The organism is Bosea sp. 124 (assembly GCF_003046175.1).
Taxonomy (GTDB): domain Bacteria; phylum Pseudomonadota; class Alphaproteobacteria; order Rhizobiales; family Beijerinckiaceae; genus Allobosea.
On record NZ_PZZM01000001.1, the window covers coordinates 5,399,066 to 5,420,218 of the forward strand.

The window sequence follows — 21,153 nt, forward strand, 5'->3', positions numbered from 1 at the left end:
ATGCCGAAACCGGCATCCCCTTTTCGGACCTATGCTGTAGGCTCGGCGATATGGAGATGCTCGTCCCCCTCTTGATCGGCCTGACCCTGATCTGGCTGATCGGCCGCGGCACGCCGTGGAACGCCAAGCTGATCACGCTGGCTGTGACGCTCGCGGTGATCGTGCTCATCGTGATGCTGGAGCGGAACGGGTACTGGCCCGAGGGCTGGCAGCGGCGCTGAGCCTGCCAGCTCAGGCGACCAGCTTGAGCCCGACGATGCCGGCGACGATCAGGCCGATACAGCCCAGCCGCAGCACCGTGGCCGGCTCTCCGAGCACAAGCATGCCCAGCGCAGCGGTGCCGACCGTGCCGATCCCGGTCCAGACCGCGTAGGCGGTCCCCACAGGCAGGGTTTTGAGGGCGAGGCCGAGCAGTCCGATGCTCACCGCCATGCTGGCAAGCGTCAGGACGGTCGGTACCAGCCTGGTGAAGCCCTGCGTGTATTTCAGGCCGATCGCCCAGCCGACCTCGAATAGTCCGGCGACGAACAGATAGAGCCAGGCCATGGCGGCGCTCCTCGTGAAAGGGGCGAGGTCGTCCACGCCTGAAAGGGAAGCGGCATTGCGCCGAGGTCGTCCTCTGTCCCGCTTCTACAGCAAGTCGCTCGCGCTCGGAAACACATCGTCATTCCAAGTGGAGCGGGTATCCCAAGTGACGCTGGAGACCGCCAGCGGAGCAGCGGCCTTCCCGAAATCTCCGCTCCCTCAGGCGCTTTCGGCCGGAGGCTGCAACGCGCGGTCGAGGATGCGCTTGCACTCGCCGAGCTCGGCCATGACGGCGGTCAGCAGCGTGATGTCATCGAGACCCGGCGGCACCGGCTGTCGCGACGGGGCGGAGGGCCGCGGTGCGGACTCGGCTGCGGAACGGGACGGCGCCCCTCCGGCCTCACCCGGCGGCGAGCCGACCGGCGCACCCCGGCCAATCGCCTGGACATGGCGCGGCCCCTGCTCCTTGAGGATGCGCTGGAGCCCCTTGATCGTATAGCCCTCGCCGTAGAGCAGCCGGCGGATGCCCTTCAGCAGGGCGACGTCGTCGGGCCGGTAATAGCGCCGGCCGCCGCCGCGCTTGAGCGGCTTGATCTGGGAGAAGCGCGTTTCCCAGAAACGCAGGACATGCTGAGGAATATCGAGGTCTTCGGCGACCTCGCTGATGGTCCGGAAGGCATCTGCGCTCTTGGTGTCCATGTCGGCCTCGGTATCGCCGTTGTGGAACGCCCCGCTCACTTATCTCGGCTCACTCGTCTTCGCCCTCACCCAACTGTCCGTTGATGCGGGCCTTCATCACGTTCGAGGGTTTGAACACCATCACGCGACGCGGCTCGATCGGGACCTCGACCCCCGTCTTGGGATTACGCCCGATTCGCTCGCCCTTGTCGCGCACGACGAAGGACCCGAACGAAGACAGCTTGACGTTCTCGCCGCGGGCAACCGCATCGCAAATCTCGTCGAGCACAGCCTCGACGAGCTTCGATGACTCGGTCCGCGAAAGGCCGATCTTCTGATACACGGCCTCGCACAGATCGGCCCGCGTAACCGTTTGCCCCGACATCCATATCCTCCAAGGCGTTATCCGGCCGGTGGGGTCGCCACCTGCTCTTCGCCATTACGGACGGCGGACGCTAGGCGGAGCCGCAGCCCGGGTCAATGCTCCAACGGGCGCCAATGCGCCCGCCATCAAAAAATTGCGCGAAAAGGCAGAAAAACCAGAACATTCGATGGAATTTCCGCCCTTGCAGCTCACCAACGGATCAGCGCCGAGCCCCAGGTGAAGCCGCCGCCCATCGCCTCGATCAGGACGAGCTGACCACGCTTGATGCGGCCATCGCGATGCGCCTCGGCGAGTGCCAGCGGGATCGAAGCGGCCGAGGTGTTGCCATGCTTGTCGACGGTGACCACGACGCGCTCATGGCCGATGCCGAGCTTGTCGGCGGTGGCGTCGATGATGCGGCGATTGGCCTGGTGCGGCACGAACCAGTCGATGTCGGCACCGCTCAGCCCGGTCTCGTCGAAGGTGTGCCGCACTGTCTCGGCGAGCTTGACGACCGCATGCCGGAAGACCTCCTTGCCCTCCATGCGCAGGAACCCGACCGTCTTGGTCGAGCCCGGCCCGCCATCGACATAGAGCTTGTCCTTGTAGCGCCCATCCGAGCGGATATGCGTCGTCAGGACGCCGCGATCGGCCAGCGTGCCGTCACCCGGCGCCGCCTTCATGACCACAGCGCCCGCGCCATCGCCGAAGAGGACGCAGGTGGTGCGGTCCTCCCAGTCGAGAATACGCGAGAAGGTCTCGGCGCCGATGACGATGGCGGTTTTCGCCGCGCCCGTGCTCAGGAACTTGTCGGCGGTGGCGAGCGCGAAGACGAAGCCCGAGCAGACCGCCTGGAGATCGAAGGCGACGCCGCCCTCGATGCCGAGCGCCGCCTGGATCTGTGTCGCGGTCGCGGGAAAGGTGTGGTCCGGCGTCGCCGTCGCCACGATGATCATGTCGATCTCGCTGGCGTCCATGCCGGCGTCGGCCAGCGCGGCCTGCGCCGCCTTCAGCCCGAGCGCCGAGGTGGTTTCGTCATCGGCCGCGACATGGCGCTGGCGGATGCCGGTGCGCTGGACGATCCACTCGTCGGTGGTGTCGACACGCTGGGCCAGTTCCGCATTGGTGACGATGCGCGCCGGCAGATAGGAACCGCAGCCGACGATCTGAGAACGCAGAATAGACAAAGACGCGCTTCCCTATTGGACGGCGGCTGCCTGCGCAGCCGCTTCCTGCTGTGCAGACGCCTCCTGCCGCGCCGACGCCGCAACCATCTCGCGCACCTTCGCCATCAGGTTCTCGCGCGCCATCTCGTAACCAAGCTCGGTCGCGCTGGCGAAGCCTTCGGCATCCGTGCCGCCATGGCTCTTGATGACGATGCCCTCGAGGCCGAGGAATACGCCGCCATTGACCTTGCGCGGATCCATCTTGTCCTTCAGCGCCGCGAAGGCGCCGCGCGCGAACAGGTAACCGATCTTGGCCATCAGCGAACGGCTCATCGCAGCCTTCAGATAGGAACTGATCTGGCGAGCGGTACCCTCTGCGGTCTTCAGGGCGATGTTTCCGGTGAAGCCCTCGGTCACGACGACATCGACCGTGCCCTTGCCGAGGTCGTCGCCCTCGACGAAGCCGTGATAGCTCAGATGCGGCAGGTTGCTCTCGCGCAGGATGCGCCCCGCCTCCTTCACCGCCTCGACGCCCTTGATCTCCTCGACGCCGACATTGAGCAGGCCGACGGTCGGACGATCCAGATCGAACACCACCCTCGCCATGGCCGCGCCCATCACGGCGAGATCGACGAGATGGCGGGCGTCGGCGCCGATGGTCGCGCCGACATCGAGCACGATGCTCTCGCCGCGCACCGTCGGCCACAGGCAGGCGATCGCCGGACGATCGACCTCGGGCATCGACTTCAGGCAGAACTTGGACATCGCCATCAGCGCGCCGGTGTTGCCAGCCGAGACGGTCACGTCGGCCTCGCCGGTCTTGGTCGCGTCGATCGCCCGCCACATCGAGGATTTGTAGCGGCCATAACGCAAGGCCTGGCTCGGCTTGTCGTCCATCTTCACCGAGACCTCGGTGTGGTGGAAGGTCGTCACCGCCTTGAGCTTCGGGTGCTGCTCGAGAAGCGGCAGAACCTGGCCCTCATCCCCGAAGATCACGAAGCGGGCATCGGGGCGGCGCTCCAGCGTCAGCGCGGCGCCAGGGATGACGATGGCAGGACCGTGGTCCCCGCCCATCGCATCGAGCGCGATTGTAACCGAACGTGTCATGGAGTGATGGTTGATCCCAGGAGCGGCCGACCTTCATTCCGGGGCGGCTCGATGCGGGCGGGACAATAGCGACTTGGGCGTGCGCCGCAAGCCACGTTGAGACCGCCGAGGCGCGTCATTCGCTGCGCTTGAGCCGCGCCAGAGCCGCGAAAGGCGATTCAGGGGGCTGTTCCGGAGCGGGCTCGGCGAAAGCGGCGCCGGGCTTGCGGGGATAAGGCTCGAGCGCCAGCGCGAGAAATTCCAGCGTCACCGCGCCGAGATCGATCACGCCGTCGAGGATCGGCTCGGGCGGATCGTCCTCGTTAAGCCGGACTTCTACATCGATCTCGCCGCCATCCGCGTCGGCGCTCTTGCGCCGCGGATTCTCGGGCATCTCGGGCGCGAAATCGAGCTTCAGCGGCACAGAGAGCGAGACCGGGAAGGCATCGAGCGTGACGATGCAGGTCTGGTGCAGCGCCGCCTTGATCTCACCCTCCAGTTTGACCCGCTCGCCGCTGCGCGAAAGCAGATAGCGCGCCTCCAGCGCTTCCACCGACGGCAGATCGAGCATGCGGGCAATGCCGGCAAGCTCGGCCGCCTCGGCATGGACGGCGATTCTGGAGCCGCGCAGCTTGATCTCGTCGACCCGGACGGGCCGATGCAGCGGCAGGGCAGCGGCGGACTCAGGCGCCATGGCTGGCCTCCATCCCGGCCGGGGCCGGAAACAACGGACCGTCTCGCAGGATGGTATCAAGGTCGAGCCCGGCGAGATGCGCCTGCGCGCCGCGAGCATAGGCGGCGAGCATCGCCGCCCCCTTGCCCGAGGTCTGCTCCGGGCTGGCATTGCGGCGCAGCGCATCGACGAGATCGTCGGCGCCTTGCGTCTCCAGCGCCGTCTCATAGGCGCGGATGCGGCCATAGAACATCTGGCCGATCTTCTTCATGCGCTTGGGAACGGCGATGTCGCTGATGCCGGCATTGCGGAAGCCGAGTTCGAGATAGGCGAAGCAGGCATCGACGAGTTCCTGGGCGAGATCGCCGGCCGGGGACGGCAGTTCGCGCAGGCGCCGCAGGACGAGGAAGACATGCAGCGTCAGCGATTCGAAGCGGCCCTCGAAACTGTCCGGGATGCCGCCGTCGAGATACAGCGCAGGCTGGCGTGACGCCTCGGCGATACGCGCAAACAGCGCATCGACCGGGGCCTGCCTGTCCTCGCGCTTGCCGAACAAACCGAACATGATACTCGCATCTCCGGCCGGCGGCTCGGAGAACGTCCTTGCCTTGCCAAAGCCATCCTCGGGCGTTACGCCAACCTCCACCCGTTTGACAAGCGGCTTGGGCTTTGGCCCATTGCCGCAGCGCCACTGGATGCTGTCCGAATGATCGCCTTTTCTCGCCGTACAGCCTTCCTCGGTGCCCTCGCGACGACGTCTCTGGCCCTTGCGGGCTGCGGCCCCAATGCAGGCGGCTTCAAGCTCGCCTCCTCGTCCGGCATGAACGAGGAGTTCAACCGCGGCTTCGTCGCCGACGATGCGCTGATTGCGCAGGTGAAAGTCGGGATGGACGTGCAGCAGGTGCTGTCGATCCTCGGCACGCCCTCCACCACCTCCACCGTGGGCAACCGGACCTTCTACTATATCAGCCAGACGGTGAGCCGGCGCTTCCAGTTCCAGGACCTCAGCGTCATCGACCAGAAGGTGCTGGTGATCTATTTCAACAAGGGGTTCAAGGTCGAGCGCATCGCCCATTACGGCCTGCAGGACGGCGTGATCTTCGACTTCATCAGCCGCACCACCGCGACCGGCGGCGAGGAGCAGAGCTTCCTGCGCAACCTCTTCCGCGGCGTGACGAAGTTCAGCCCGTTCGGCTCGTAGCGCAGCGACGGCAGATCCGAAACGACAGGAACCCGCGGCTTGCGCCGCGGGTTTTTCATTGGGTCGCGGGTGCGCCTCAGCAAGAAGGGCTCCGTTCGCGCACGGGCAGCGTCATCGCCAGCACGCCACCGACAACCAGGACCAGCCCGGCCCAGGCCGTCGGTGCCAAAGCCTCCCCGAGAGCGACCATTCCGATCACGACCCCGGTGGGAACGCGCAGATAGGCGACGGATGTCGTCGCGACCGACCCCAGCCGCGCGATCAGCCTAAAATAGATCACGAAGGCCAGCGCGGTCGAAAACAGCGACAGCGCAATCAGGGCCTGGACCGAGGCGGCCGAGGGCGCAAGCGTCCAGGGCCGGTCCAGCATCAGGCTGAGCGGAAGCAGGACGATCGCTCCGCAGACGAGCGAGCCCGCTGCGGGCATGATCGGATCGAGCCCCTTGAAGTGGCGCCCGAACAGGGCGGCGCCCGCATAGCAAAGGCTGGCCGCAACCAGTGCGAGCTGGGCCGAAAACTGCTCGCCGACGCCCGACATCGCCTGCACGCCGACGATCAGGACCGTCCCGGCGAGGCCCGCCATGATCCCGACCAGCCTGAGAGGCGGCAGCCGCACGGCCGAGGTCGACAGGCCGGTCAGCAGGACGACGAAGATCGGGCTGGTCGAACTCAGGATGGTGGCAAGGCCGGCCTCGACGCTGCGCTCGGCCCAGGCGATCAGCGTGAAGGGCACGACGCTGTTTAGACAGGCCTGGACAAGGAAGAGCCGCCAGGTCGCGAGGTCCCGCGGCAGCCGCAGACCGCGCCAGCGGATCACCATCAGCAGGACCGCCCCCGCCAGCAGCGTGCGCGCGGCGATGAGGGTCAGGGGCGGGATCGTCTCGACGCCGATCCTGATGAAGGTATAGGAGCCGCCCCAGAGCGTCGCGAGCACGAGCAGCAAGGCCAGATCGGTCGTGCGCCCCGGCCCGGAGCGGGCGGTGGTAACAGAAGGCGTGGTCATGATGGTCTCCCTGGTTGGAGACGTCATGCCAGCGCAAGGGCGGAAAGGCTCGTCGGAACGCTACGGTCGCGGACGTAGCTTCCGGGCTCCGTCAGTCACCGAACAATATGATTCAACGCCTTCACTCAAGCTGTTGAGAAAAAACGTCTATCACTACATTAAGACTTGAATGTTCGAGATCGCTCAGAGGCTTTCCACAATCCGGCCGACATCGCGGGCGGAATGCAGTACACGCAGTATTGCGATGGTCGCCGCGCCGACGCGTAGAATATCAGATAGTCCTGATGTGGCGCCCGCCGGACTTGGCGATCGCTGCGCTGCGGCAGAAGCGGGTAGCGTTCCGGCTGCGAGACGAGCCCCGCACAGAATCGCTCCAGCCCGATGACGAACCGCAATGCCTGCTGCCAGCTGTCGCGCGCGATATAGTCGCCGATTTCCTGCAGGTCGCGACGCGCCGTCGGGGTGAAGGCAAGTCTCATCCCGCCTTGCCGGGCTCACGGCCGTAGCGCGAGCGGAGTTCGGCAAAAACCTCGCCGCCAGACATCAGGCTGCCGGCATCTGCTTCCTCCAGCCCGATCGCCAGTGCGCGATCCAGAGCCAGCAGGCGCATCTCACGTTCCTCAACAAGGCGGACCCCCTCGCGCAGGACCTCGCTCTTCGAGTTGTATCGGCCCGATGCAACGAGCGTCTCCAGTACCTCTTCAAGACGCTGGCCCAGTTCCGCACTCACAGCCATGACGACCTCCAAGCTCCCGTGCGACCAATATCTATTATTGTCATGACCATCCTGCAACGCTGGCGCCGCAAAGAAGAACCCCGCGGATCGCTCCGCGGGGTCGCTTCATAGTCGGCTGGGCATCAGGCGTCAGGAATGCGCCAGGATCGCCAGCAGCAGCAATGCGATGATGTTGGTGATCTTGATCGCGGGGTTCACGGCGGGGCCCGCCGTGTCCTTGTAGGGGTCGCCGACAGTGTCGCCCGTCACCGAGGCCTTGTGCGCCTCGGAGCCCTTCAGGTGGCGCACGCCGTCCTTGTCGACGAAGCCGTCCTCGAAGGACTTCTTGGCGTTGTCCCAGGCCCCGCCGCCCGAGGTCATCGAGATCGCGACGAAGATGCCGGTGACGATGACGCCCATGAGCATGGCGCCCACCGCAGCAAACGCCTGGTTCTTGCCGGCGATGGCATTGATCGCAAAGAAGGTCACGATCGGCGCGAGCACAGGCAGCAGCGAGGGCACGATCATCTCCTTGATCGCGGCCTTGGTCAGCAGGTCGACGGCGCGGGCATAGTCCGGCCGCTCCGTGCCGTCCATGATGCCGGGCTTCTCCTTGAACTGGCGCCGGACCTCCTCGACGACGGAGCCCGCCGCGCGCCCGACAGCCGTCATGCCCATGCCGGCGAAGAGGAAGGGGATCAGGCCACCGAGCAGCAGGCCGACGACGACATAGGGGTTGGACAGCGAGAAATCGACCGTGACGCCCTTGAAGTACTGGAACGTGGTCGAGCCCGCCTTGTTGGCCTCGCCGATGAAGAAGTTCAGATCCGAGGTGTAGGCCGCAAAGAGCACCAGGGCGCCGAGGCCGGCGGAGCCGATCGCATAGCCCTTGGTGATCGCCTTGGTGGTGTTGCCGACGGCGTCGAGCGCGTCGGTGGAGTGGCGCACCTCCTTGGGCAGGCCCGCCATCTCGGCGATGCCGCCGGCATTGTCCGTGACCGGGCCGAAGGCGTCGAGCGCCACGACCACGCCGGCCAGCGCCAGCATCGCGGTGGTGGCGATGGCGATGCCGAACAGGCCGGCGAGGCCATAGGAGACGATGATGCCGGCGATGATCACGATCGTCGGCAGCGCAGTCGATTCCAGCGAGACCGCGAGGCCCTGAATGACGTTGGTGCCGTGCCCGGTCACCGAGGCCTGCGCGATCGAGACGACCGGGCGCTTGCCCGTGCCGGTGTAGTATTCGGTGATGACGACGATCAGCAGCGTCACGGCGAGCCCGACGAGCGCGCAGGCGAAGAGCCCGCCCGAGGTGAAGGTGACGCCCTGCCCCGTGGTGAAGGAGGCCGAGAAGCCGCCGAACATCACGTAATTCACGGCGGCGATGGCGCCGACCGAGAGCACGCCGGCGGCGATGAAGCCCTTGTAGAGCGCGCCCATGATCGACTGGTTGGCGCCGAGCTTGACGAAGAAGGTGCCGATGATCGAGGTGACGATACAGGCCGCGCCGATCGCCATCGGGTAGAGCATCATCGTGCCGAGCGTCGCCTGACCGGCGAAAAAGATGGCGGCGAGCACCATGGTCGCGACCAGCGTCACCGCATAGGTCTCGAACAGGTCGGCCGCCATGCCGGCGCAGTCGCCGACATTATCGCCGACATTGTCGGCGATGGTCGCCGGGTTGCGCGGATCATCCTCGGGGATGCCAGCCTCGACCTTGCCGACGAGGTCGGCGCCGACATCAGCGCCCTTGGTGAAGATGCCGCCGCCGAGACGGGCGAAGATCGAGATCAGGGAGGCGCCGAAGCCGAGAGCGACCAGCGAATCGATGACGACGCGGCTGGACGGGCTGAAGCCGAGCATGGAGGTCAGGACGCCGTAATAGACGGCGACGCCGAGCAGGGCCAGGCCCGCCACCAGCATGCCGGTGACCGCGCCGGCCTTGAAGGCGACGTCGAGGCCGTCCCCCAGCGACTGCATGGCGGCCTGGGCGGTGCGGACATTGGCGCGCACCGAGACGTTCATGCCGATGAAGCCGGCCAGACCCGAAAGCACCGCGCCGATCAGGAAGCCGATGCCGACCCATTTGCCGAGCAGATAGATCAGCACCACGAAGAGAACCGCGCCGACGATCGCGATGGTGACGTACTGACGCTTGAGATAAGCCTGCGCGCCTTCAGCCACCGCTGCGGAAATCTCCTGCATGCGCTGATTGCCGGCATCACGCTTCATCACGTCCGCATAGGCCCAGACGCCGTAGGCGATCGATAATGCACTGAGTAAGATGATGATGAGCAGAGTGGACATTCGGTTTCCTGACCTTGAGCTTTCGACCCGCGGGAAGACTTTTTGCTCCCCTTAGACTTCTTGGACGTCGAAGACATGAAACGCCGGGCCCGAAAGCTCGCACCCGCATGCGCCTCGTCAACGTCGGCCGAATTTGTGCCAAGTTTCCGACAGAATCGCAAATGCCCTGTTTGCGTTTTGGTCCAGTTGGAAGCTTGCTCGGCTCCTGCCATCCGACGCGTGCATTGCGCGCCGGAACCGCCTCACAAGATCACGTCGCGGTTGACGTTCTTGTAGAGCAGGTAGCAGGCATCGCCGAAGCCGGTCGGATAGAATTGCTGCGGGCAATAGCCGCCCATCCAGATGAAGTCCTGCGCCCAGATCTCGTGCCAGTCGCGGCCGAGAAAATAGAGCCCCTGCCCTTCGAGCATGTAGAGCCCGTGCTCCATCACATGGGTCTCGACATCGGGGAAATAGGCGCCCGGCTTGAACCACATCAGGTTCATCTCGAAATCGAAGCGCAGGTCGCCATAGGGCAGCAGGAACTGGAAGCCGCGCCCCTCCATGCCGGTGTGGTTGGTGACGGGGACGGCATCCCGATGCGAAAGGATGGGGTCTGGCACGGCGAGCCCGGCAGCGGGTGCATAACGCTTGCGCAGGGCGAGGATGCGGACGGGCTCGGCGCCGTCATTGCGCAGGCTGAAGGCGGTGCCCGGCGGGACATAGGCGAAGCTGCCTTCCCCGAAGGCCGCCGAGGTCCCGCCCATCGCGAAGGCGGCCTCTCCGGAGAGGCCGTAATAGAAGTGCTGGATGCCGTCCTCGGCGAAAGGTGCGCGCGTGCCGCCGCCCGGCGCGATCTCCAGCACATATTGCGCAAAGGCGGCACCGAGCACGGGCGCGGCGAGGATGCGCGCGATCGTCTTGTCGAGATGCGGCAGGCGGCTGACCAGGACGCCTTCCGGCGGCATGAAAGCGTAGTTCGGCGCGACCACGCCGCGGTTATGGCCGATCGCGCCGACGGCGGGCCTGCCGGCGGTCTGGGGAAGCTGGTGGGGGCGCATCTATCTCTCCTGCCAAGTCGCCGGTTCGAGCAAGGATCGGGCCGGCAAGCGTCAAGCCGGAATGGCGCGCTTGCCCGATGCCTGCCAGGCGACCAGTGCCAGGGCGACCACCACCGGCGGGAAGACCAGCCAGTTGACGCTGTTCCAGCCGCCGGCATGGAGCAGGCCCCCCGACGAGAAGGATGCGATGGCGACCGAGCCGAAGACGAGGAAGTCGTTGGCGGCCTGGACCTTCACGCGCTCCTCCGGCCTGTAGCAGTCCGTGACGAGCGCGGTGGCGCCGATGAAGCCGAAGTTCCAGCCGACGCCGAGCAGAATGAGCGCGAGCCAGAAATGGGCGACGCTGAGGCCCGACAGCCCGACGACCGCCGCGAGAGCGGTCAGCAGCAGCCCCGCCATCGTGACCCGCGCCTTGCCGAAGCGGGCGATCAGCCGCCCGGTGAAGAAGCTCGGCCCGAACATGGAGAGCACATGCCACTGGATGCCGAGCGCGGCGTCGCCGACCGAATGGCCGCAGCCGATCATGGCCAAAGGCGCCGCCGTCATCAGAAAGCTCATCAGCCCATAGGTGACGAGGCCCGCCGTGACCGAGGCGATGAATTTCGGTTGCCGCATGATCTCGGCCAGCGGACGGCCGCCGGCCGAGGCGAGCTTGGCGACCGGCGGGGCGCGCAACTGCAGGATCACCAGCATGGCGAGCAGCGCGAGGCAGCCCTGGGCGAGGAAGCTCGCCGCGAAGGGGGCGTCGGGGGTGAGATCGCGCGTCCAGTAGACGGTCTGCGGCCCGATGATGCCGGCGGCAATGCCGCCGATCATGACCCAGGAGATCGCGCGCGGCCTGAAGCTCTCGGTCGCGGCATCGGCCGCGGCGAAGCGGTAGCTTTGCACGAAGGCGCCGTAGAGGCCGCATGCGAAGGTGCCGAGGCAGAACAGCCAGAACAGGCGCGCGCTGGTGCCGGCGGCCGCGATGCTGGCGGCCGTGGCGCCGATCAGCGTGCCAAGCAGATAGCCGTTGCGACGCCCCAGCCGCCGCATCAGCATCGCGGCGGGGATGACGCCGCAGGCGATGCCGAGCTGCATCAGGCTGACCGGGACAGTGGCGAAGGTCTGGTCCGTGACGAGCTGCGAGCCGACGATGCCGCCCAGCGAGATGACGATCGGGGGGCTCGAACCGCCCAGTGCCTGGGCGCAGGCGAGAACCACGGAATTGCGCTTGGCTAGCGCATCGCCGTCACCGACCGGAACATGCTGGTTCATGCGTCTGCCGCCCTCGACGAGGCGACGCTTCGAGGGTCGCCTTCAAAAATGAGCGAAAGAGCCCCGCGCGAAGCTGCGCGCCCTGCCCCGTTCGCGATATGTCGCCACGCCGGCCGCATCGGTCACCCGACCAATCCCGGTCAGCGCGATTCCGGCAGCCTGCGCCGCCGCGACCATAGCAGGATATTCTCCCTCCGAGGCCGTGCAGAGAATTTCGTAGTCGTCTCCGCCGGTCCAGGCCAGTTCCGCCAGTGCGGGATCGGCCATGATCGCAGCGCGCGCCGGCTCCGAGAGGGGGACGGCGTCGAGGTCGATCTCGGCGCCGACGCCGGAGGCCTTCAGCAGCTTGGCGAGGTCGCCGACGAGCCCGTCAGAGACGTCCATCGCGGCCGAGGCATGGGTCTGAAGCCCGGCAGCAAGCGCAAGGCGCGGCTGCGGATGCAGATAGCGATCGGCCAGGAAGGCGCGCTCCGTCTTGCCCAGACGCGCGACCCAGCCCGGCTTGTCGGGACCATGCACCTTCAGGCCCAATGCGCCGTCGCCGATCGTGCCGGAGACGAGGATCAGATCGCCAGACCTGGCGCCGGAGCGCGGCACCATGCGGCCGGCCGGCACGCTGCCGAAAGCGGTGATCGAGAGGGTGAGCGGCCCCGGCGTCGCAACGGTGTCGCCGCCGATCAGGGGGCAGCCGCTCCCGGTCGCCATACCGGCGAGGCCGGCAGCAAAGCCTGACAGCCATGCTTCGTCCCAGCCCTTCGGCAAGGCGAGCGAGAGCACGAAGCCTTCCGGTTTCGCGCCCTTGGCGGCGAGGTCCGACAGATTGACCGCCAGCGCCTTGCGGGCGATCGAGCCCGGCGGATCCCCGGGGAAGAAATGCACGCCGGCGACCAGCGCATCTACCGTCACGACGATCTCATAGCCTCGCGCCGGCCTGAGCAGCCCGGCATCGTCGAGAAGCCCGAGCCCGCCAGGACCGGCGATCGGAGCGAAGTGACGGGCGATCAGTTCGAATTCGCCGGGGCGTTCCATGTCCGCTGCCATTTGAACCGCCACAGATCACCACATGCGCCGCGACATCCCGGACAAGCGGCGAAGCCGCGCCGATCCGGGATCCATCGTCGAGCGCAGTTCCCTACGATGGATCCCGGAGCTCCGCTTCGCTGCGTCCGGGATGACGGCCGTGTTTCATAACGCCTCTGACCGCTCACGCCGCCGGGGCGTCGAACTCGTCGGAGCGGAAATCGCGGGCGAGCTTGTCGAGAACGGCATTGACCATGCCGATCTCCTCGCCCTCGTAGAAGGCGCGCGCGACCGCGACATATTCGGAGATCACGGCGCGGGCCGGCACATCCTTGCGGAAGCCCAGCTCATAGGCGCCGGCGCGGAAGATGGCGCGGACCACGGCCTCGACCCGCTTCAGCGGCCAACCCTCGGCCAGCAGATCGTCGACCGCGCGGTCGACCAGGCGCTGCTCGCGCACGACGCCGCCGAGCAGATCCCGAAAGAAGGCGATCTCGGCCTTGGGAAGCTCGATGTCCTCGACCTCCTTGCCGATCCAGAAGGCCTCGAACTCGGCCATGGCCTCGACCACGCCGCGTCCGCCAATCTCCATCTCGTAAAGCGCCTGCACGACCGACAGGCGCGCGCCGCGCCGCAATTCGGCCCGGCTCACGTCGACTGCTCCCCAAGCGATCGCTTGTAGCGCAGCACCGCCAACGCCGCTTCCGCAGCGCCACCGCCCTTGTCCATCTCCGAGCGGTTGGCGCGGGCCCAGGCCTGTGCTTCGGTCTCGACGGTGAGGATGCCGTTGCCGAGCGGCAGCGCAAAAGCGACGGAGAGATCCATCAGGGCGCGCGAGCTTTCGCCGGCGACGATGTCGTAATGGCCGGTCTCGCCGCGGATGACGGTGCCGAGCGCGATGACCGCCTCGTAAGGATCGACAGCCTCGTCGGCGGCGCGCAGGCCAATGACGATAGCGGAGGGAATTTCGAGCGCGCCGGGCACGGTGACGACATCGACGCGGCATTCGGCCTTGTCGAGCACGGCGAGTGCGCCCTCGAGCAGCTCATCAGCCAGCTTGTCGTAGAAGCGCGCCTCGACGACGAGCACGCGGGCGCCGTCCAGCGGGACGGCAGGAGTTGCGGCCTGTTCAGCCGATATCTGCCGGGGTCCGGCCATGGTTCTTGTCCTTGTCGAATAGTATGAGGGCGCTGGTTAGACCTAGCCGCGCGCCTCCGCAAGCCGCGCGGCATAGCGCGCCATCAGATCGACCTCGACATGGACGGGATCGCCCTCCTTTCGCTGCCCCCAGGTGGTGACGGCGAAGGAATGCGGGATCAGCAGCACGGTGAAGACATCGTCCGCGACAGTGTTGACCGTCAGCGAGGTGCCGTCGAGGCAGATCGAGCCCTTGGCGGCAATGAAGCGCGGCAGGCCTTCAGGCGCGCGGATGTGGAAGCGGGCGGTCGCGCCCCAGGGCTCGTCCGGGTCGGGCGCGATCGGCTCGATCTTCAGGATCTGGCCGACGCCGTCGACATGGCCGGTGACGAGATGGCCGCCGAGCTCGTCGCCGACCTTGAGCGAGCGTTCGAGATTGATCGCCGTGCCCGGCTCCCAATCCCCGACCTTCGTCTTCGCAAGGGTCTCGGCGGCAGCCTCGACCTGGAAGATGCAGCCGGGCTCGCCGTCCTCGCGCGGCCGCAGGGCGGTAACCGTTAGGCAGACGCCGCCGCAGGCGATCGAGGCGCCGATCTCGATGCCCGCGGCCTCATAGGGGCAGGCGATCGCGAGGCGCTTCAGGCTCGGACCCTTGCGTTCGGCCTCGACGACCTTGCCGATGGCGGTGACGATGCCGGTGAACATCAGCCTGTCCTCGTGAAATGCTCGAAACGGTCGCGACCGATGAAGCCGGTCTCGACGCGGGCGTAAACATCGCCATCCGCCAGCAGCGCGGCAAGGGGAGGACGCACGGCGATAATGCCGGGCTGGCCCAGCGCGTTCGGGGAGGTCGAGACGATGACCTCGTCGAGAAGGCCGGCGAGCGCGAGCTTCTCGGCGACGGTCGGCCCACCTTCCGAGAAGATGCGCGTCAGGCCGCGCGTGCCCAGCAAGTGCAGCGCCTCGGCGAGGTCGAGATGGCCGTCGGCGCCGGCGGAAACTCGCATCACCTCGACGCCCGCAGCAACCAGTTCCAGCTCGCGCTCGACCGGCGCTGCTTCCGTCGCGATGACCCAGACCGGGACCTCGGCTGCGGTCTTCACCAGCTGCGAGGACAGCGGCAGGCGCAGTTGCGAATCCAGCACGATCCGGATCGGCGAGCGTGCCGCCATGCCCGGCAGGCGTACGGTCAGCAAGGGATCGTCGGCGAGCACGGAACCGATGCCGAGCATGATCGCATCGTGATGGGCACGCTGGAGATGGACCCAGCCGCCGGCCGCCGGACAGGAGACCGCGAGCCGCGAGCCGCCCGGCCCACCGGCATATCCGTCTGCCGTCCGCGCGATCTTGAAGGTCACCATCGGCCGGCCTTGCGTGACGCGCAGGACATGGCCGCGATGGATGCGCTGCGCCTGATCTTCGAGCACGCCGGTGGTGACCGCGATACCCGCCGCCCGCAACAGCGCGAAGCCGAGCCCCCGGAACAGCGGGTTCGGGTCCGCCATGGCGCAGACGACCCGCCGGACACCGGCGAGGATGGTGCGCTCGACGCAAGGCGTCGCGGCGCGGATGGTACGATGCGAGCAGGGTTCGAGGGTGACGTAGAGCGTGCCTCCGGCCGCCGCATTCGGGCCGGCGCGGTCGAAGGCGTTGGCCTCGCCATGCGGCCTGCCGCCGGGTTGGGTGTGCCCGCGCGCGACGATGACCGGACCGTCCGGCGTTGCCTGCGTCACCAGCGCGCCGACGCAGGGGTTGGGCCAGGTCGTGCCCTGCCCGCGCGCGCCGAAATCGAGCGCCTGACGAATGAAGGCTCGGTCGATCGCGGCCGGCTCGCGGCCTGGATCAGTCATCGGCACGGGCTGGCGGCGGCGGGCTTTCGCCCTCCTCCTCATCGCTGCTGAGCTGGCCGAGGATTTCCTCGAAGTCGCGGGCCTCGCGGAAATTCTTGTAGACCGAGGCGAAGCGGACATAAGCGACATCGTCGAGCGACTTCAGCCCCTCCATCACGAGTTCGCCGATGGTCGAGCTCGCAATCTCGCCCTCGCCGGAACTTTCGAGCTGGCGCACGATGCCGTTGACCATGCGCTCGATCCGCTCGGGAGCGACGGGGCGCTTGCGCAGCGCGTGTTCGATCGAGGTCTGGAGCTTGTCACGGTCGAAGACGGTGCGGCGGCCGGAGCGTTTGACCACGGTCAGCTCGCGCAACTGCACGCGCTCGAAGGTGGTGAAGCGGCCGCCGCAATCGGGGCAGACGCGCCGGCGCCGGATCGAGGCGGAATCGTCGGTGGGGCGGGAATCCTTCACCTGCGTGTCGAGGGAGCCGCAATAGGGGCAGCGCATCATGCGAATCCTTGGACCTGCCGGGCGGACGATGCCGTCCGGCCCTTCATTGCCTCAGCGCCCGTGTCGCAGGCCAGCGAAAAAGATACCGGCTGCTTGAACCTCGGCTCGCCTCGCGACGACCAATCCGGGGATCGTCACCTTCGGCGAAGCCGAGCTTCTATCATGGCGCGAAGCGGGAGCAACGCGGGGCCGCCTGCTGCGACCTCCCCGTTCCTGCCTTCGCAATGGCGGACCCGCGACCTGCAATCGCTTGCCGCCAGTCGCTGCAGGCAACCGAGCAGCGCATTGCGTGTCGCGATGTAGCTGCTGAATTTCCCCCGGGGAAGAAAGCAACAGGAAGCACATCATGTCCGACGACGCTGGTAACCCCGTCGATGCCTTCGGCGGCCTCGTGCTGCTGGCCTTCGACCTGCTCGATTCCGAGATCGCCCGGTCGCCGGAACGCCTGATCCAGACCTTCAAGAGTCCGACGCTGCTGCAGGCCGCCGAGAAGGCGATGCTGAGTTTCGCGCAATCGCGCAGCCCGACCGCCAGCTCGCAGCTGACCTCCGAAGAGATCAGCAAGCTCCAGTCCTCCGTCGTCGACGGCGTGCGCACCGCGGCGACAGAGGCGTATCTCAAGCAGATCAAGTCCTCCTCGAAATTCAAGGGACTGGAAACCCAGCTCAAGAACTTCGAGGCGGCGGCGAAATCATCGGCGATCGGTGTCTGGGTCGACCACAACAAGGGCATCCTCTACGTCGTGGGTGCCGTTCTGACGGTTGGCGCAGGCGTCGCCCTCTACATCACCAAACCCACCGGCCCGGCCTACACGATGGGCATCAGGGAGCTGGAGAAGCTCAAATTCGAGGTGGTGAAGCTCGGCGCCCTGAAGCTCGGCGTGGGTGGCATCATCTTCGACCCCACGGCTGATCGCTACGGTGGCAAGGTCACCGGCAAGCTGGAATGGGAGCAGCTCAAGATCGATCTGGCGCTCCAGATCGTCGCAACCGTCGGGAAATCGACCGAAGTCAACGGCGAAGTCATGGTGAAATATGGCGTCATCAACCTGACCGGCATCGTCAAGCAGGACATGACGCGGCCCAAGGTCGACATCACCCTCAGGCTCGGCGCCAACAAGGATCGTTTCGGATTGGCTGTCGCCGCCCATCTCAAGGACGACACCATCACCGGAAGCGCCTCGGCCTCCTACAAGCTCACCGAGAGCATGAAGCTGGGCGTCGACCTCAGCCGCAAGAACCGCCCGGACATGGAGAACGCGCAGGAGAACCTGATCATGTTCCAGCTCAAGGGCACTTTCCCCTGAGCCGGAAACACACCGACGCCGCTCAATAGATCGGGAAGCGCGCCGTCAGCTCGTGGGCCTTGGCCTTGACTGCCTGCTCGACGGCGGCGTTGCCTTCCTCGCCATTGGCAGCGAGCCCGTCCAGAACCTCGGCGATCAATTCGCCGACCTTCTTGAACTCGGCGACGCCGAAGCCGCGCGAGGTCGCCGCCGGTGTGCCCAGCCGAATGCCCGAGGTCACCATCGGCTTCTCCGGATCGAAGGGGATGCCATTCTTGTTACAGGTGATGTGGGCGCGGCCGAGTGCGATCTCGGCGGCCTTGCCGGTAACCTTCTTGGAGCGCAGATCGACCAGCATCAGATGGTTGTCGGTGCCGCCGGTGACGAGATCGAAGCCTTTGGTCTTGAGCGTGTCGGCCAGGGCCTTGGCGTTCTCGACGACGGCGCGGGCGTAGATCTTGAACTCGGGCTGCAGCGCCTCCTGGAAGGCGACGGCCTTGGCGGCGATGACATGCATCAGCGGCCCGCCCTGGATGCCGGGGAAGATCGCCGAGTTGAACTTCTTCGCCAGCGCCTCGTCATTGGTCAGGATCATGCCGCCGCGGGGGCCGCGCAGGGTCTTGTGCGTGGTCGTGGTCGCGACATGGGCATGCGGGAACGGCGAGGGATGGGCACCACCGGCGACGAGACCGGCGAAATGCGCCATGTCGACGAAGAGATAGGCACCGACCTCGTCGGCGATCGCGCGGAAGCGGGCGAAATCCCAATGGCGGGCATAAGCCGAGCCGCCGGCAACGATGACCTTGGGCTTGTGCTCGCGGGCAAGACGTTCAAGCGCATCATAGTCGATGACCTGATCGACGACGCAGACGCCATAGGAGACGACGTTGAACCACTTGCCGGACTGATTGACGGGCGCGCCATGGGTCAGGTGTCCGCCGGCCGCGAGATCGAGGCCCATGAAGGTGTCGCCGGGCTGCATCAGCGCCATGAACACGGCCTGGTTGGCCTGGCTGCCGGAGTTCGGCTGGACATTGGCGAAGCCGCAGCCGAACAGCCGGGTGGCGCGCTCGATCGCCAGCTTCTCGGCGATGTCGACGAACTGGCAGCCGCCATAATAGCGCCGGCCGGGATAGCCCTCGGCATATTTGTTGGTCATCACCGAGCCCTGCGCCTCGAGCACGGCGCGCGAGACGATGTTCTCCGAGGCGATCAGCTCGATCTCGTCGCGCTGGCGGCCGAGTTCGAGCTCGATGGCACGCGCGATCTCGGGATCGGCATCGGCCAGCGAGGCCGCGAAGAACGAATTCGAGAGATGCTTTTCGGCGGCGGCGTCATGGGTCATGGCGAGGCTCCACTGGGTGGAAGCGGGCACTCATCCTGCCCGGTCTGGTCGATGAGCGCGCTGACTAGCACGCGGCTGCCAGGCTTTCCAAGGGTGAACGCAGGATGACCTTCCGAAAACCGGGCCGGACCTTCGGGCCGATGCCCTAGCCGGGCCGATTTGCGCCCGCCAGCAGCGCGCGAACCCTGTCCGCGACATGGCTCGCCCGATGCTCGGAGCGGAAGCGCCACAGCGGCAGCGGCCTTCTGCCGTCCCGCCATGTCAGGCGCAGGTCAAAACACGGCCCGTCGTCGGGCTCGTCATCCCTCCGCACCTCGACCGACAGCACGTCCTCGAACCGGCGCAACCGACCCCAGGCCCAGTCTGCGAACAGGCCGGCTTCGATACGGATCGCGCGGACGGTCGGATCGAAGGTGATGCGTCCGCGCGGCCCCGCCAGCGCAAAGGCCAGCGCAGGCAGGCCGATCGACAGGGCTCCCAGAGAGATCAACCAGAACGGCAGCATCGCAATCGCGAACGGGTTCTTCTGGCGCCAGAGCAGTTCGTAGGGGGCGATGAAGGTCATCAGCCCGGCGCCGCCGACGATGAGGCGCGTCCACCACGCATTGTCATGCACGAAGGTCAGACTGACATCCGGCCCCTCGTCGAAAGGCAGCTCCACCCCGTCGATCATGCCTCTCTGCATGGCTCGCTCCATAACGCGAAGAGATGAACGAACCAGAAGCCCGACATCGCCCGTTGCCGGCAAGCGGGTGACATGAGCGCGGAGGCGGGCGAAAAGGGACCCTCCCTTCGACAGGACGAGGATCGACCGCACAATGCAGCACGACACCGACGAAGCCGTTTTCGCCAGGCGCTCCCCTCTCGGCGCCTTCCTGAAAAGCGAGGCTGCCGGTGGCGTGCTGCTGATGATCGCGGCGGCTCTGGCGCTCATCATCGCGAATTCGCCGGTCGCCCCGCTGTATTTTTCGCTGCTCGGCCAGTATGTCGCCGGGCTCAGCGTGCTGCACTGGATCAACGACGCGCTGATGGCTGTGTTCTTCCTGCTCGTCGGGCTGGAGATCAAACGCGAATTCGTCGAGGGACAGCTCTCGTCCTGGTCCAGGCGCGCCTTGCCCGGCATCGCCGCGCTCGGCGGCATGGTCGCCCCGGCGCTAATCTATCTGGCAATGACGCGCGGCGATTCGGTCGCGGTCGATGGCTGGGCGATCCCGACCGCCACCGACATCGCCTTTGCGCTCGGCGTGCTCGCCCTGCTCGGCTCGCGCGTGCCGGTCTCGCTCAAGATCTTCCTGACCGCACTCGCGATCATCGACGATCTCGGCGCCGTGGTGATCATCGCGCTGTTCTATACCAAGGGCGTGTCGCTGCCGATGCTGGGCCTGGCCTTCGCCTGCATCGTCGCGCTCGTCGTGCTCAACCGCCTGAACGTGACGCGGCTCTGGGCCTATCTCGGCATCGGCGCGCTGCTCTGGCTGTTCGTGCTCAAATCAGGCGTTCACGCGACGCTGGCCGGCGTCGCGCTGGCGCTCACCATCCCGATCGGAGACGGCAGCGACAGCGACGAGCCGGAGCACTCGCCGCTGCATACGCTCGAACATCTCCTGCACCCTTACGTCGCCTTCCTGATCGTGCCGATCTTCGGCTTCGCCAATGCGGGCGTATCGTTCACGGGCATGACGCCCGCCAGCGCGCTCGCGCCCGTGCCGCTCGGCATCGCGCTCGGCCTGTTCATCGGCAAGCAGATCGGCGTGTTCGGCTTCTCTTGGGTCGCGGTGAAGGCGGGTTTCGGCGCGATGCCGGCGAAGACGAACTTTCTCCAGCTCTATGGCGTCGCCCTACTCTGCGGCATCGGCTTCACGATGAGCCTGTTCATCGGGGCACTCGCCTTCGACAGCCCCGAACTTGGCAAGGCCACCAAGATCGGCGTTTTGCTCGGCTCCTGTGCCTCGGCACTGGCGGGCGCGGTGGTGCTGCGCCTGGCAGGGCGGGCGCGGGTGGGGTGAAG

Annotated in this window: 25 protein-coding genes; 4 read left to right on the plus strand and 21 right to left on the minus strand. The window is 66.6% G+C overall.

Translation table 11 applies throughout. The annotated features are described in order from the left end of the window. Window positions 1-56: 56 nt before the first annotated feature. Window positions 57-221: a hypothetical protein gene (locus tag C8D03_RS26580; protein WP_181301367.1), complete on the plus strand. Its 165-nt coding sequence runs from the start codon at window positions 57-59 to the stop codon at window positions 219-221. A gap of 10 nt (window positions 222-231) precedes the next feature. Here the strand turns inward: C8D03_RS26580 and sugE are convergent, their stop codons facing one another. From sugE to C8D03_RS25650, 7 genes are all read right to left on the minus strand, one after another. Then, complete coding sequence (sugE, locus tag C8D03_RS25620; protein WP_108050885.1) at window positions 232-546, minus strand: quaternary ammonium compound efflux SMR transporter SugE; 315 nt, start codon at window positions 544-546, stop codon at window positions 232-234. A gap of 198 nt (window positions 547-744) precedes the next feature. Then, entirely contained in the window at window positions 745-1,224 is a 480-nt protein-coding gene (locus tag C8D03_RS25625) for a MerR family transcriptional regulator (RefSeq protein ID WP_108051988.1), read from the minus strand. A 49-nt stretch (window positions 1,225-1,273) separates the two neighbouring features. Next, window positions 1,274-1,588: an integration host factor subunit alpha gene (locus C8D03_RS25630; RefSeq protein ID WP_108050887.1), complete on the minus strand. Its 315-nt coding sequence runs from the start codon at window positions 1,586-1,588 to the stop codon at window positions 1,274-1,276. Between the two features lie 188 nt (window positions 1,589-1,776). Next, window positions 1,777-2,754 carry a beta-ketoacyl-ACP synthase III gene (locus tag C8D03_RS25635; RefSeq protein ID WP_108050889.1) on the minus strand — a complete coding sequence of 326 codons (978 nt, stop codon included), beginning with the start codon at window positions 2,752-2,754 and terminating at the stop codon, window positions 1,777-1,779. 12 nt (window positions 2,755-2,766) lie between these two features. Further along, window positions 2,767-3,840 (minus strand): phosphate acyltransferase PlsX, encoded by a 1,074-nt coding sequence (gene plsX, locus C8D03_RS25640; RefSeq protein ID WP_108050891.1) that lies wholly within the window; start codon window positions 3,838-3,840, stop codon window positions 2,767-2,769. Between the two features lie 115 nt (window positions 3,841-3,955). Continuing rightward, window positions 3,956-4,513, minus strand: a complete 558-nt coding sequence (locus tag C8D03_RS25645; protein ID WP_181301266.1) for a YceD family protein — start codon at window positions 4,511-4,513, stop codon at window positions 3,956-3,958. Beyond that, a complete protein-coding gene (locus C8D03_RS25650) occupies window positions 4,503-5,057 on the minus strand; it encodes a ubiquinol-cytochrome C chaperone family protein (RefSeq protein WP_248308626.1) in 555 nt (184 codons plus the stop codon). The genes C8D03_RS25645 and C8D03_RS25650 overlap by 11 nt, the downstream gene beginning before the upstream one ends. 141 nt (window positions 5,058-5,198) lie before the next feature. On the opposite strand from C8D03_RS25650, the gene C8D03_RS25655 reads away from it, so the two are divergent. After that, the gene (locus C8D03_RS25655; RefSeq protein ID WP_108050895.1) at window positions 5,199-5,693 is read left to right on the plus strand and encodes an outer membrane protein assembly factor BamE; all 495 of its coding nucleotides are present in this window, start codon (window positions 5,199-5,201) and stop codon (window positions 5,691-5,693) included. A 76-nt stretch (window positions 5,694-5,769) separates the two neighbouring features. On the opposite strand, the gene C8D03_RS25660 is transcribed toward C8D03_RS25655, so the two are convergent. From C8D03_RS25660 to nrdR, 12 genes are all read right to left on the minus strand, one after another. Further along, the gene (locus C8D03_RS25660; RefSeq protein WP_108050897.1) at window positions 5,770-6,696 is read right to left on the minus strand and encodes a DMT family transporter; all 927 of its coding nucleotides are present in this window, start codon (window positions 6,694-6,696) and stop codon (window positions 5,770-5,772) included. A 158-nt stretch (window positions 6,697-6,854) separates the two neighbouring features. Beyond that, complete coding sequence (locus C8D03_RS25665) at window positions 6,855-7,175, minus strand: type II toxin-antitoxin system RelE/ParE family toxin (RefSeq protein WP_108050899.1); 321 nt, start codon at window positions 7,173-7,175, stop codon at window positions 6,855-6,857. Then, window positions 7,172-7,432 (minus strand): type II toxin-antitoxin system ParD family antitoxin, encoded by a 261-nt coding sequence (locus C8D03_RS25670; RefSeq protein ID WP_108051990.1) that lies wholly within the window; start codon window positions 7,430-7,432, stop codon window positions 7,172-7,174. Before C8D03_RS25670 ends, C8D03_RS25665 begins: the two co-directional genes overlap by 4 nt. 129 nt (window positions 7,433-7,561) lie before the next feature. Then, window positions 7,562-9,718 carry a sodium-translocating pyrophosphatase gene (locus C8D03_RS25675; protein ID WP_108050901.1) on the minus strand — a complete coding sequence of 719 codons (2,157 nt, stop codon included), beginning with the start codon at window positions 9,716-9,718 and terminating at the stop codon, window positions 7,562-7,564. A gap of 242 nt (window positions 9,719-9,960) precedes the next feature. Further along, complete coding sequence (gene allE / locus C8D03_RS25680; RefSeq protein ID WP_108050903.1) at window positions 9,961-10,758, minus strand: (S)-ureidoglycine aminohydrolase; 798 nt, start codon at window positions 10,756-10,758, stop codon at window positions 9,961-9,963. Between the two features lie 51 nt (window positions 10,759-10,809). Continuing rightward, window positions 10,810-12,015, minus strand: coding sequence for an MFS transporter (locus C8D03_RS25685; RefSeq protein WP_108050905.1), 1,206 nt, complete (start codon window positions 12,013-12,015; stop codon window positions 10,810-10,812). A gap of 42 nt (window positions 12,016-12,057) precedes the next feature. Further along, on the minus strand, window positions 12,058-13,044 hold the full coding sequence (thiL, locus tag C8D03_RS25690; protein WP_108051991.1) for a thiamine-phosphate kinase: 987 nt from the start codon (window positions 13,042-13,044) through the stop codon (window positions 12,058-12,060). Window positions 13,045-13,219: 175 nt separating this feature from the next. After that, window positions 13,220-13,687: a transcription antitermination factor NusB gene (gene nusB, locus C8D03_RS25695; RefSeq protein ID WP_108050907.1), complete on the minus strand. Its 468-nt coding sequence runs from the start codon at window positions 13,685-13,687 to the stop codon at window positions 13,220-13,222. After that, a complete protein-coding gene (gene ribH / locus C8D03_RS25700) occupies window positions 13,684-14,193 on the minus strand; it encodes a 6,7-dimethyl-8-ribityllumazine synthase (protein WP_108050909.1) in 510 nt (169 codons plus the stop codon). The genes nusB and ribH overlap by 4 nt, the downstream gene beginning before the upstream one ends. A 42-nt stretch (window positions 14,194-14,235) precedes the next feature. Continuing rightward, window positions 14,236-14,877: a riboflavin synthase gene (locus tag C8D03_RS25705; protein WP_108050911.1), complete on the minus strand. Its 642-nt coding sequence runs from the start codon at window positions 14,875-14,877 to the stop codon at window positions 14,236-14,238. Beyond that, window positions 14,877-16,022, minus strand: coding sequence for a bifunctional diaminohydroxyphosphoribosylaminopyrimidine deaminase/5-amino-6-(5-phosphoribosylamino)uracil reductase RibD (gene ribD / locus C8D03_RS25710; protein ID WP_108051992.1), 1,146 nt, complete (start codon window positions 16,020-16,022; stop codon window positions 14,877-14,879). The genes C8D03_RS25705 and ribD overlap by 1 nt, the downstream gene beginning before the upstream one ends. Continuing rightward, window positions 16,015-16,512, minus strand: coding sequence for a transcriptional regulator NrdR (gene nrdR / locus C8D03_RS25715; RefSeq protein WP_108051993.1), 498 nt, complete (start codon window positions 16,510-16,512; stop codon window positions 16,015-16,017). Before nrdR ends, ribD begins: the two co-directional genes overlap by 8 nt. Window positions 16,513-16,861: 349 nt before the next feature. On the opposite strand from nrdR, the gene C8D03_RS25720 reads away from it, so the two are divergent. After that, on the plus strand, window positions 16,862-17,821 hold the full coding sequence (locus C8D03_RS25720) for a hypothetical protein (protein WP_108050913.1): 960 nt from the start codon (window positions 16,862-16,864) through the stop codon (window positions 17,819-17,821). 22 nt (window positions 17,822-17,843) lie between these two features. Here the strand turns inward: C8D03_RS25720 and glyA are convergent, their stop codons facing one another. Both glyA and C8D03_RS25730 read right to left on the minus strand, forming a co-directional pair. Then, complete coding sequence (gene glyA / locus C8D03_RS25725) at window positions 17,844-19,145, minus strand: serine hydroxymethyltransferase (protein ID WP_108050916.1); 1,302 nt, start codon at window positions 19,143-19,145, stop codon at window positions 17,844-17,846. Window positions 19,146-19,290: 145 nt separating this feature from the next. After that, on the minus strand, window positions 19,291-19,830 hold the full coding sequence (locus C8D03_RS25730; protein WP_146170289.1) for a hypothetical protein: 540 nt from the start codon (window positions 19,828-19,830) through the stop codon (window positions 19,291-19,293). 133 nt (window positions 19,831-19,963) lie between these two features. Between C8D03_RS25730 and nhaA the strand changes: the two genes are divergently transcribed. Further along, a complete protein-coding gene (gene nhaA / locus C8D03_RS25735) occupies window positions 19,964-21,151 on the plus strand; it encodes a Na+/H+ antiporter NhaA (RefSeq protein ID WP_108050921.1) in 1,188 nt (395 codons plus the stop codon). Window positions 21,152-21,153 lie beyond the last annotated feature (2 nt).